Genomic DNA, 12,811 nt, shown 5'->3' with positions numbered 1-12,811 from the left:
TTTTGGGGGTGCCACTTGGCACCTTCTTTATTTTGGCTTTATCATAAAGGGATTAAACCCACACCTTCGGTATGTTATAATTAAATTAGAAAACTAAAAAAAGGATGGCGATACCATGAAAGACGACGTAACAATTTCTTTAGAAGCAGAAAAACTGCACGTCCGTGAGATTGCGAAAAAGTATGATATCTTTGAATCCGAATTAGAACCCTTCGGCAAATGGGTTGCGAAGATTGAATCTTCCGTTTATGACCGCTTAAAAGACAAACCAAATGGCAAACTCATATTAGTCACTGCGATTACACCGACTCCATTTGGTGAAGGTAAAACCACCATGACGGTTGGTTTAGTCGATTCCCTAGCCCGTATTGGGAAAAAAGTAATGGGGGCTTTAAGAGAACCTTCTTTAGGACCAGTCTTAGGGATGAAAGGTGGCGCAACCGGAGGCGGTTATGCTCAAGTTTTACCGAAAGAAAAAATCAACTTACACTTTACCGGCGATATTCACGCCATTACCACAACACATAACTTTTTATCCGCAGCGATCGATAACTCGATTCACTTCGGTAACCCACTAAAACTCGATTTAGAGAAAATCACATGGCCAAGAACCCTGGATATGAATGACCGTGCCATTCGTGAGATCGAAACGGAATATAGAAAAGACAAATTCATCATTACGGCCGCCTCAGAAATCATGGCGATTTTATGTTTGGCTAAAGACATCAAAGATTTAAGATCACGTTTAGGTGACATTCTCATTGGGTACGATACAGAAGGTAATGAAGTCCATGCGAGAGCATTGAACATCATCGATTCGATGATCATTCTATTACAAGATGCGTTAAAACCGAATCTTGTTCAAACCTTAGAACACAATGGTGTTTTAATTCATGGTGGACCTTTCGCAAACATCGCACATGGGTGTAACTCAATCATCGCTACACAAACGGCCCTTAAACTCGCCGATTATGTCGTTACAGAAGCTGGCTTCGGTGCGGATTTAGGTGCAGAAAAATTCATTGATATCAAAACCCGCTATTTGGGTGAAACCCCAAGTGCCGTGGTTGTGGTAGCGACGCTTCGCGCTTTAAAATACCACGGAATGGTGGAAGGCTTAAGTGATTTAGAAGCCCTTAAAATTGGGGTATCTAACCTAGAAAAACATACCCAAAACTTGAAGAACTTCAATCTACCTTATATCATCGCGTTGAATAAGTTTGAAAATGATTCCAAAGAAGAACTCGAATGGTTACTCAATTGGGCTAAAGATAATAATCACCCAATCAGTCTTGCAGAAGTATTCTTAAAAGGCTCTATAGGCGGTGAAGATTTAGCGAATCAAGTGGTAAAACTCGCGGAAACTAAACGTGAAGTAAATCGTGTTTATGATTTATCCGATGACTTATTTACCAAAGTAAGTAAGATTGCAACCAACATTTATGGTGCGACTCAAGTGGTGTATTCACCCAAAGCAGAACGTAAGTTAATAGCGTTAAATGAAATTTATAAAGACTATCCAGTCTGTATTGCTAAGACGCCATTATCCTTCTCAAATGACCCTAAACGAAAAGGTTTACCACATGTCTTTGATTTAGCGATTGAAGATGTCAGAATTTCACGTGGTGCTCGTTTTGTAGTTGTACTCACTAAAGGGATCATCACAATGCCGGGTCTTCCTGAAGTCCCGAACGCCACTAAGATGTTTATTGACGATTTAGGCAATATTTCAGGCAAATTATAACAAGGAGGGTTTACCCATGATTTTAGACGGAAAAGGCTTAGCCAAACAAAATGAAATAACCCTCAAAAATCGAGTCATAGAATTAAAAAAGAAGTTCGGAATTACCCCGAGTCTTCGGGTTATCTTAGTGGGTGAATCCCCTGCGAGTATCGCGTATGTGAACTCTAAGAAGAAAGCTTGTGACCGAGTGGGGATTGATGGGGAAATTATCCGATTACCTAGTGATATCTCTGAAGAAGTATTAATCGATAAAATCGAATCCTTAAACCATGATGATGCTGTCGATGGGATTTTAATCCAATTACCCCTACCCAAGCACATCAATGAAACTTTTGTTTTAAACAAAGTCTCGCCAAGTAAAGATGTCGATGGTTTACATACCATCAACGCTGGGAAACTGTTTACAAAACAGCCAGGTGTTGTACCTGCTACCCCACTCGGGGTGATAATGTTACTCAAACACTATCAAATCCCTCTAGAAGGAAAATACGCAGTGGTTGTCGGTAGATCGAATCTAGTCGGAATGCCGCTTGCGAAACTCTTAAATGATGCCGATGCAACCGTGACGGTTGTTCACCGTAAAACAGAAGATATTACCCGATTCACCAAAGAAGCGGACATCCTTTGTGTCGCGGTTGGTAAACCCAATTTCATCACGAAAGATATGGTCAAACCCGGTTCGGTTGTAGTTGATGTTGGAATTAACCGTGTCGGTGAAAGTCTAGTTGGCGATGTGGATTTTGAAGAGATTAAGGATATCGCTTCTTACATCACACCAGTTCCGGGTGGTGTGGGTCCGATGACCATCTCAGCCCTTCTATTTAATGTCTTATTTCAGTATGAGGTAAAGTATCATGATTGATCGCTATTCACGTAAAATAATGAAGGACTTATGGAGTGAAAAATCGCGCTATGATGCGTTATTACTGGTTGAACAAAAAGCATCTGAAGCTTGGTATAAACTAGGATTAATTACGCAAAGCGAACTCCATGATATCCTAAAAGCAACCTATGATTTAGAAGCCGTAAAAGCCCTTGAATTAGAAACCAAACACGACATCATCGCGTTTACGAGAAACCTATCCGAACGGATGGAAAGTGATGCGAAAAAGTGGATCCATTATGGGCTCACCTCAACCGATGTGGTCGATACAGCATATGGGGTTATTTTTAAACAAGTCAATGAAGTCCTCACTAAAGATATCGAAGCTTTTATGAGTGTTTTAAAACAAAAAGCTTATGAATATAAAGATACGATTTGTGTTGGTAGAACCCATGGCATTCATGCAGATTTAACATCATTTGGACTTAAATGGGCTTTGTGGTACGACGAGATGGCTCGTAATCTTAAACGATTTAAAGCTGCTTGTGAGGAGATTGAAGTGGGTAAAATTAGTGGTGCAGTAGGCAATTTCGCCAATGTGCCGCCGTTTATTCAAGATGACGTTTGTGCATCGTTAGGCTTACAATCCGCTGCGATTTCTACCCAAGTTTTACAAAGAGATTCCCACGCGCACTACATCCATGTTCTCGCTTTAATCGGTTCTACTTTAGAGAAGATTGCTGTCGAAATTAGACACTTATCCAGAACAGAAGTCGGAGAGGTCCGTGAACCGTTTGGTTTAAAACAAAAAGGATCTTCTGCAATGCCTCATAAAAAAAATCCAATCACTTCTGAGAATATTTCAGGGTGTGCAAGACTCCTTCGAGGCTATACCATTCCTGCATTTGAAAACATCGCTTTATGGCATGAACGAGATATCTCACACTCATCTGCTGAAAGGGTCATTTTCGCGGATTCCACAACACTTTTAGACTATATGCTTAATCGGTATGCAGACACGCTAAAGAACTTAAACGTGTATCCTGAAAAGATGTTACAAAATATCGAACTTACCCAAGGTGCCCTTTATGCCCAACGCTTTATGAATGTTTTGATTGAAAAATACCATTACCATCGTGAAGAAGCCTATGACTTCATTCAAGGGGTTGCGGCTTATGCGATTGAACACCATATTCATATGAAAGATTTGTTACTAAAACATGAAGATTTTAAATTGATTCATCCGATGTCCGAAGGCGATATCGAATCTGCAATGGACAACCCATATTATTTAAAACAGGTGGATACCATTTATGCAAGGGTCTTCCAATAGCATATCTTTTGACTATGTAGAGTCTAATTTATATAATGTATGCGAAGAGGTGAATAACGTATGAGTAATGTATTAGTAGTATATTGGACTGCAACAGGCAACACACAAGCTATGGCTGTTAAGGTTGCTGAAGGCGCTAACGCAGATTTAAAAGAAATTAGTGAAATTGCACCTGAAGATGCACTTAAATATGAAAAAATTGCATTCGGATGCCCTGCAATGGGAGACACATTTGAAGAAGCAGAAGAATTCCTAGAATGGTATCTTCAAGTTGAACCAGGCCTAGAAGGCAAGAAAATTGCAATTTTCGGTTCTTTCGGTTGGGGATCTGGGGAATGGATGGAAGACTGGTCTGAAAGAGTAAGCCAAACCACCTCAATTCTATTCGAACAACCATTAATGGCAAACGAAGCACCAAGTTCTGATGATGAAGAAGCTTGTGTCGCATTCGGTCAACGTTTCGCAAAATTCTAATTCAAATTGAACACCTTAGGGTGTTCTTTTTTTGTCGGTGTAAACGTAAAGTTAACCAATTCTTAAGATGATTGACTTTACATTCACTGAAAGCGTTTTAGGGGTTTACAACCGATTATGTATTGATATAATAGGGATGTATTCAATAGATATCGTATAATCGGCCTAATATGGTGGCCAAGTTTCTACCGAAAGACCTACTCTTTCGACTACGGTATGAAAACTCGTTTTTTATTTTTGTTTTCATATGTAGAAATGCCACCTTTAGCAATAGAGGTGGCTTTTTATATATACCGTTCGATGATATGAATACATCCATTTAAGAGGAGAAAAGGAGAACAAAAATGGAAAAGTTTTTCAATTTGAAAGGGAATAATACATCCATTTCGACAGAAGTGTTAGCTGGTCTAACTACATTCTTCGCGATGGTATATATTATTTTCGTCAACCCATCCATGCTCGAAATAGCAGGCATGCCATGGGGTGGTGTATTCTTAGCAACCATTTTCGCAACTGCAATTGGTACGCTTGTTATGGGATTATTTGCTAATGTCCCATACGCATTAGCACCTGGGATGGGACTTAATGCTCTATTCACTTTTACTGTCGTTGGTACATTCGGATTCACTTGGCAAGAAGCCCTCGCCATCGTCTTCATCTGTGGTATTATCAACATTGTAATTACTGTGACTAAAGTGCGTAAGTCTATCATTGTGTCTATTCCAAAATCGCTTCAAAATGCCATTTCCGGTGGTATCGGTCTATTCATCGCATACATCGGATTGAACAATGTTGGCTTCATTACATTTGGTAGTGTACCTGATTTAACAACTTTCAATAATTTACCAGCAGCTTTAACTTTAATCGGGATTGTTATGACCATTATATTGTTACTCATGAAGGTCAAAGGTGCGATTCTTATTGGGATCATCGCAACCACCATCATCGGTATTCCTATGGGAGTAACAAACCTTGAAGGGATCAACATCAGCTTCAGTGCAATCGGTGCACCATTCAATGATTTAAGTACTACTGTGTTCGCTGCATTTAAAGGCATGGGCACACTGTTCTCAGACATCAGCAGATTGCCACTTGCATTACTCGCAATCTTCGCATTCTCACTTTCCGATACTTTCGATACCATTGGTACATTCGTTGGTACAGGTAGACGTTCTGGCATCTTCACAGATGAAGATTTATCCACATTACAAGTTTCAAAAGGGTTCAAATCCAAAATGGAAAAAGCCTTATTCGCAGACGCCATCGCAACCTCGATGGGTGCCTTACTGGGTACCTCAAACACAACAACCTATGTAGAAAGTGCTTCAGGTATAGAAGAAGGCGGTAGAACCGGTCTAACTTCAGTTGTTGTTGCAGTATTATTCTTATTAATGATTTTAGTTTCACCTCTTGTGGGGATTGTTCCAGCAGCTGCAACCTCACCGGCTTTAGTCATCGTCGGAATCATGATGGTTTCAAGTTTTGGAGAAATCAACTGGCAGGATTTAGAAGAATCCATTCCAGCGTTCTTTACAGTCATGGTCATGACCGTTGCTTATAACATTTCTTATGGTATCGCATTTGGTTTTATCGCTTATGTGATTGTTAAATTAGCTAAAGGTAAAGCGAAAGACATTCATCCAATTCTATGGGGCGCAACCGGTCTATTCGCCATCTATTTCATTTTAACTGCATTTAATGCAGCGAATATCCTATAATCTGAATAAATATTCATATTTTCAGCGTAAATTATATAATTATAGAAAACACCTATCGATAATGGGTGTTTTTTTTAGATAATAATGATAAAATATCTAATGACAAGGAGGGCGTTTATGAATATTTGGCACGATATTGACGAAAAACGAATTTCAAAAGAACGCTTTGTTGCATGTATCGAAATATCTAAAGGTAGTAAGAAAAAATACGAACTCGATAAAGAGACGGGTATGATTATTCTAGATAGAGTTCTCTACACCTCCGCTCACTACCCCGCAAACTATGGATTCATACCGAGAACCTACGCAGGGGATAACGACCCCTTAGATGTCCTCGTTTTATGCCAAGAAGATATTGAACCATTAAGCTTAGTGAACTGTTACGCGATTGGTGTCATCAAGATGATTGACTCAGATCAAGTTGACGAGAAGATTATCGCCATCGCGATTGGAGACCCATCGCTGACCCAATATAAAGATATTTCAGAACTACCGGCCCATTTACTCAATGAAATGGGACACTTTTTTGAAATTTACAAGTCACTCGAAGGCAAAAAGACATACATATTAGATATAGGCGACAAATCTGTTGCTGAAGAAATTATTCAAGATTCCATGAAACGTTACGACGAAATTTTTAAAAAATAATAGAAGGGATTTAATACAATGGGAAGAGCATTTGAAGTAAGAAAAGCATCCATGGCGAAAACCGCGGCTGCGAGAAGTAAGGTATACGCAAAGTACGGTAGAGAAATCTACATGGCAGCGAAAGCAGGTGTACCTGACCCGGAAATGAACCAAGTTTTAAAACGCGTCATCGAAAGAGCGAAGAAAGACCAAGTCTCTGCCGATGTCATTCATAGAGCGATTGAAAAAGCGAAGGGCGGATCGGACGATAACTATATCGCTGTTCGTTACGAAGGCTTTGGACCAGGTACTTCACAATTGGTTGTAGAATGTCTAACAGACAACGTAAACCGTACAGTTTCTGAAGTTAGAACCTGTTTCAATAAAACAGGCGGTAAACTGGGGTCTGTATTACATATGTTTGAATCCAAATCGGTATTTACATTTAAAGGCACAGAAGATGAGGTCTTGATGATCTTATTAGATGCAGGCGTGGATGTCTCAAACTATGAAATTGATGAAGAATACATCACCCTTTATGCAGAACCTACTTCCTATAGTGAAGTTAGAAACGCATTAAAGAATGCGATGCCAGATTTAGAGTTTGAAGAAGACGGCGTTAAATGGTTGCCACTAGCAGCTACTGAACTTACCGATGAGAAAGAATCCGAACAATTCCAAAGATTGCTCGATATGTTAGACGAACTTGATGATGTTCAAGACGTTTATCACAACGTTAAATAAGGTTATGAAAACTTGCACACCCTAGCGGTGTGCTTTTTCTTTTAGATATCTTTTTTTCCTAATGTAAAGTAAAATGCACCAAAATATGAGAAAAATTATAAAAAGGTAGTGGTTTTAAATGAAAAAATCATGGTTTAGGTAGATTATTTGACAGACCTAATATATAATATTACAAGGTGATAATGTGAAAGAATTAATGGATTCAATCCAAGTATCCAAGACGCTTAAAAGAATCTCGCATGAAATCATTGAGCGACATAGTTCACTTGACCGTGTTGTATTGATGGGTATAAAAACCAAAGGTACACCGATTGCGAAAATGATTGGAGCTTATATCGAAGAGTTTACCGGCAAAGCAGTACCTATCTATGAAATCGACATCACGGCTTATCGTGATGACGATAAAAAACAAGCATCTGACAGATTACACGCCGAAGCTGAACAAAAAGAAGTGATCCTAGTGGATGACGTTCTATTTACAGGAAGAAGCGCGAGAGCCGCTTTAGATGCAGTCTTAGATATTGGAAGAGCGTCCCGTATTGAACTCGCCGTCTTGATTGACCGCGGTCATCGAGAATTGCCAATCCGTGCCGATTATGTGGGTAAGAACTTACCTACAGCCTTAGATGAAATAATCTACTTTGATACCCAAGCACTCAAAGTATACATCAAAAATAAGGGGTAGAATTGATGCCTTATTATGATATAATAGCCGTGCTTATGAGAGGAACGTTATGCTAAAAGATACTGCTGTATTAGAAGCCATTCGTCTTGAAAAACAAAGACAAGAAGAACACATCGAACTCATCGCCTCAGAAAATTTTGTCTCTGAAGCGATTCTCCTTTTACAAGGATCTGTCTTAACCAACAAGTATGCTGAGGGTTATCCAGGTAAAAGATATTACTCTGGTTGTGAATATGTCGATATCGTTGAGACACTCGCTATTGAACGCGTTAAACAGTTATTTGGGGCTAAATTCGCGAATGTTCAACCACACTCCGGTTCACAGGCCAATATGGCTGCGATTCGAGCGCTCATCAAACCAGGAGAAAAGATTTTAGGGTTAGGCCTCGCCGATGGCGGACACCTTACCCATGGGTATAAACTTTCTTTCTCAGGGATTGATTACGTCGGTGTTACTTATGGGGTAGACCCTAAAACAGAAACCCTCGATTACGATCAAGTCTTGGAGATTGCTAAAAAAGAACAACCAGCCTTAATCATTGCTGGAGCGAGCGCGTATCCTCGCACCCTCGATTTCAAAAGATTTAGAGAAATCGCCGATGCAGTAGGTGCGAAACTCTTAGTCGATATGGCACACATCGCAGGTTTAATCGCTGCGAGGGTTCATCCAAATCCAATGCCTTACGCCCATGCTGTAACCTCAACGACACACAAAACATTAAGGGGACCACGTGGTGGACTCATCTTAACCAATGACCCTGAACTTGCTAAGAAGATTGATAAAGAAGTCTTCCCAGGCATTCAAGGTGGACCACTCATGCATGTAATTGCTGCTAAAGCAACTGCATTCTATGAAGCACTAGATCCAAGTTTCATCACGTATCAACAGCAAGTCGTAAAAAACGCAATTACGATGGCGAATAAACTTCAAAGTTTAGGCTACCGTATCGTTTCCGGCGGTACCGATACCCACTTGATGCTCATTGATGTCAAAGCATCCATAGGTTTAACTGGTAAACAAGCTGCAGATATATTAAGTTCAGTAAACATCACATGTAATAAAAACAACATTCCATTTGACCCAGAAAAACCGATGGTTACCTCAGGCATTCGCTTAGGTACGCCTGCAGTAACTACTCGAGGGTTAAAGGAAGCAGACATCGAATTGGTTGCGATATTGATCGATAAAGCCTTACGCAACTATCAAGATTCAAATGTATTGAATGAAGTCAAAGAATCTGTCATTTCATTGATGAGTCGGTTTCCGATTTATCAGTCATTATAATGAAGGGGTGAACTAAATGATTGAGAAAACAAGACACATTCCCGATGGGAAAAAAGAACGCAAGAATCAACCAGTCAATCACTACCTAGAAGCAGAATACTTATATTTCCCGACCACAGACTTACGCTGCCCAGCTGGCGAGTCCTGTGTAATCGATGGACAATATGTTAAAGTAGGCGAACTTATTGGTACGAGACACGGTGGATTTTTCGATCAACCGATCCATTCAACAGTGAGTGGTTACGTGGTCGGATTTGAAAAGAAAGTGCACTCGTCAGGTCAAACTGTCGACTGCCTCATCGTTAAAAACGATAAGAAGTATGTATTACACGAATCCTGTGTTTCTAGAACAGATGAGGAGATTGCTGCATTAACTAAAGCAGATTATGTTCAAATCATTAAAGATTCAGGATTATCTGGTTTAGGTGGGTCTGGATTCCCAACCTACATCAAACTTGAAACCAAACACCCAATCGACGTGGTCGTAGGGAATGGTGTTGAGTGCGAACCACACTTGATTTCTGACTACAAGTTAATTCTTGAAAGATCACACCGCATCATCGAAGGCTTAACCTACGCTATGAGAGCAACTGGTGCGAAAAAAGGGATCATCGCAGTTAAGAAAAAATATCCTGAACTGTATGAAGTCTTAGAAAATGCTAGACACAGCTTCACTGAATTCGACATCGAAATCAAACGTGTTGGCAACCACTACCCACAAGGTTGGGAATTGGACACCATTAAACACGCTACCGGCATCAATGTACCAATTGGTAAATTACCTGCTGAATACGGTGTTACGGTTTTCAACGTCGCAACCCTTTACGGATTCTACCGTGCAGTAAAACGTAGAATGCCAATCACAGAACGCTTCGTGACCATCTCCGGTAACGGTATTAAGACCGAACGTAATTTCTCCGTTCGTATTGGTACCCCAATGAGAGACTTAATCGAAATGTGTGGTGGCTACAACGAAAACGGTAAGAATAAAGTCGTGATTTGTGGTGGACCTATGATGGGAACAAACCTTCAAAATGATGATTTAGTCATTACGAAGACTGTTACCTCACTCATCGTATTAGATGAAGAACCCATTCAAACTGAACCTTGTATTCACTGCGCATCCTGCGTTTACTCTTGCCCAGTTGAAATTCAACCTGTTCAAATCATGAATGCTTATAAAGATAGAGATAAAGACGCCATTGCAGCGCTCAATGTTAACAAATGTATCGAATGTGGCTTATGTTCATTCACTTGCCCATCCAAGATTCATTTAACTGAAACCATGAGACAAGCTAAGCGCTTTATCAGAAAATAGGTGACCATATGAACTACGCAAAACAAACCGCACCTTATGTGCGCAAGGAAGCAAGCACAAAACGCATGATGGTCGATGTCCTCATCGCCCTTACACCCGTTGTTGTGTTCGCTATTTATCAATTTGGTTTTGATGCAATAGCGCGTCTTTTGGTTTCAGCGATTGTGTTTGTTTTAGGGGAAGTTGTCACAACACTTTTCCGCACTAAACCACATCCATCCATTAAAGACAAGAAAGAACGTTTCAAAGTACGCTATAAAACACTAACTGTCAACAACTTCACAGCACCGCTTGTTTCTGCTGTCATCTTCGCGATGATTATTCCAAGCACATTACCACTTTACGCAACCGCTATTGGTGCCTTATTTGGAATCTTAGTAGCGAAAGCAGCCTTTGGTGGACTTGGATCAAACATCTTCAACCCAGCGGCTGCTGGCCGTATCTTCATTGGCTTATCTTTCACTAGTCAGTTCAACTATACGGGTATTGATGCGAATGTAGGTGCGACTCCACTAGGTGCAATCAAAGATGCTTTAGTGAACATTCCAGTAGTATTAAAAGACTACTCTGTTCTCGATTTATTCTTTGGTAATATTCCTGGCTCCATGGGTGAAATCTCAGCAATCCTAATCATCATCGGTGGTATTTACTTAATTGTGAGACGTGCCGCTGATTTCAGAGTGATCGTATCCACACTATTAACCTTTACTGTATTTATGTTTATTGCAGGACTTGCAGTTAAACCAAACGCAGTTTGGGATATCGTAACGTATCAATTATTATCTGGCGGTTTACTATTTGGTGCCATCTTCATGGTCACAGACCCAGTCACTTCACCGGTAACCAAACCTGGTCGTTGGATTTATGGTTTAGTGGTCGGTTCAATTGTAGCTCTCATTCGCTTATTCGGTTCTTACCCAGAAGGCATGGCTTTCGCGATTTTATTAGGTAACATCTTTGTGCCATTAATGGATTACTATAAATGGGCTAAAGTTCGCTACTCAGTTAAATTTGTCGTTGGCTACATTGTCGTATTAGCGATTTTAGGATTCATCGTATTAATTGGTTTAGGAGGGCTTAACTAATGAAAATATTTAAAACAGCCTTAGTACTAACCCTAATTGGTATTGTCTGTGGTATTTTGATCGGGTTATCCCATCAAATCACAGACCCAATCATTCAAGAAAACCTTAGAAAAAAAGAGTTAAAGGCATTCTCATCCTTGTATCCGGATTTAGATGAAGCGAATAAGATTGAGGACTTAACTCAAGGTTCAATCTTTGAAGCGTTTGAAATTGTCGAAAATGGCACAGTCGTTGGTTATGTTTACAAAGGCTTCCATAACAATTCCTACAGTTCATCCGTTGAAGCATTAGTAGGTATCAATGTAGATGGTACATTCGCAGGGGTTGAATTACTTGCGTTAGTCCAAACTACCGCAGCACATAGTAACGTTGTTATTGACAATGCGAAAGTATTCAAAGGCAAAAACGTCTCTGAAATCGATTTAGAGAAATTGATTGTGTTACAGAATGCAAGTAACATTTACGATACAGCTGCAGGGGCTTCTTACGGATCACAATCCATGAGAACCATCGTTAGAGATGCCATTTTATTATTTAACGAAAATACACCTCCTGTCGTATCCACACCGTATAGTAAGATTTTTGGACCAGATGTCACTAACACTTTAGATACCACATTCACAGCTACCGATAAAGTCATTAAAAAAGAAATCATTAAGAATGCTTCTGATGAAGTCATCGGTTATGCTTATACATTAAGTTCAATAAAGAACACAGGTTCAAGTGTAGATTATCATGAAAGTGAAGACTGGAAATTAACCTTACTCGTCGGTATCGATATGAGTAATAAGATTGTTGGTGTTGAAACTGTTGAATCAGATCATACGAACAACTTCTATAGCAACCACTTAGCTTACTTCACATCGTTAAAAGGTGTCGATTCCAAAACATTCCCTGTGGATGCAGTTACGGGTGCAAGTTTCTCAAGATCACACATTAACGAATTGTTAGACGCATTGAAAGGGGTATTGTAAT

General features: G+C 39.9%; 12 protein-coding genes and 1 riboswitch. All 12 genes read left to right on the top strand.

Annotated features, from left to right (window positions below; genetic code table 11):
* Positions 1-115 precede the first annotated feature (115 nt).
* Complete coding sequence (locus N7603_RS00195) at positions 116-1,744, top strand: formate--tetrahydrofolate ligase (RefSeq protein WP_262095289.1); 1,629 nt, start codon at positions 116-118, stop codon at positions 1,742-1,744.
* 16 nt (positions 1,745-1,760) lie between these two features.
* Positions 1,761-2,606, top strand: coding sequence for a bifunctional methylenetetrahydrofolate dehydrogenase/methenyltetrahydrofolate cyclohydrolase FolD (gene folD / locus N7603_RS00190; protein ID WP_262095288.1), 846 nt, complete (start codon positions 1,761-1,763; stop codon positions 2,604-2,606).
* Entirely contained in the window at positions 2,599-3,900 is a 1,302-nt protein-coding gene (purB, locus tag N7603_RS00185; RefSeq protein WP_262095287.1) for an adenylosuccinate lyase, read from the top strand. The genes folD and purB overlap by 8 nt, the downstream gene beginning before the upstream one ends.
* Before the next feature lie 60 nt (positions 3,901-3,960).
* The gene (locus tag N7603_RS00180; protein ID WP_262095286.1) at positions 3,961-4,374 is read left to right on the top strand and encodes a flavodoxin domain-containing protein; all 414 of its coding nucleotides are present in this window, start codon (positions 3,961-3,963) and stop codon (positions 4,372-4,374) included.
* A 132-nt stretch (positions 4,375-4,506) separates the two neighbouring features.
* Positions 4,507-4,606: riboswitch (purine riboswitch) on the top strand.
* A 112-nt stretch (positions 4,607-4,718) separates the two neighbouring features.
* On the top strand, positions 4,719-6,092 hold the full coding sequence (locus N7603_RS00175; protein WP_262095285.1) for an NCS2 family permease: 1,374 nt from the start codon (positions 4,719-4,721) through the stop codon (positions 6,090-6,092).
* A 117-nt stretch (positions 6,093-6,209) separates the two neighbouring features.
* Positions 6,210-6,740, top strand: a complete 531-nt coding sequence (locus N7603_RS00170) for an inorganic diphosphatase (protein WP_262095284.1) — start codon at positions 6,210-6,212, stop codon at positions 6,738-6,740.
* A gap of 18 nt (positions 6,741-6,758) precedes the next feature.
* Entirely contained in the window at positions 6,759-7,463 is a 705-nt protein-coding gene (locus N7603_RS00165) for a YebC/PmpR family DNA-binding transcriptional regulator (protein ID WP_262095283.1), read from the top strand.
* A 196-nt stretch (positions 7,464-7,659) separates the two neighbouring features.
* Entirely contained in the window at positions 7,660-8,148 is a 489-nt protein-coding gene (gene pyrR / locus N7603_RS00160; RefSeq protein ID WP_305071951.1) for a bifunctional pyr operon transcriptional regulator/uracil phosphoribosyltransferase PyrR, read from the top strand.
* A 49-nt stretch (positions 8,149-8,197) separates the two neighbouring features.
* Positions 8,198-9,433, top strand: coding sequence for a serine hydroxymethyltransferase (glyA, locus tag N7603_RS00155; RefSeq protein ID WP_262095281.1), 1,236 nt, complete (start codon positions 8,198-8,200; stop codon positions 9,431-9,433).
* A 16-nt stretch (positions 9,434-9,449) separates the two neighbouring features.
* Positions 9,450-10,751, top strand: coding sequence for an RnfC family protein (locus tag N7603_RS00150; RefSeq protein WP_262095280.1), 1,302 nt, complete (start codon positions 9,450-9,452; stop codon positions 10,749-10,751).
* Positions 10,752-10,759: 8 nt separating this feature from the next.
* A complete protein-coding gene (locus tag N7603_RS00145; RefSeq protein ID WP_262095279.1) occupies positions 10,760-11,836 on the top strand; it encodes an RnfABCDGE type electron transport complex subunit D in 1,077 nt (358 codons plus the stop codon).
* On the top strand, positions 11,836-12,810 hold the full coding sequence (locus N7603_RS00140) for an FMN-binding protein (protein ID WP_262095278.1): 975 nt from the start codon (positions 11,836-11,838) through the stop codon (positions 12,808-12,810). Before N7603_RS00145 ends, N7603_RS00140 begins: the two co-directional genes overlap by 1 nt.
* Position 12,811: the final 1 nt, after the last annotated feature.

This window comes from Paracholeplasma vituli, from assembly GCF_025446935.1.
GTDB lineage: Bacteria > Bacillota_I > Bacilli_A > Acholeplasmatales > UBA5453 > Paracholeplasma > Paracholeplasma vituli.
The sequence above is the reverse complement of the archived record's forward strand: the minus strand, read 5'-3'. Positions and strand labels throughout refer to the sequence as shown.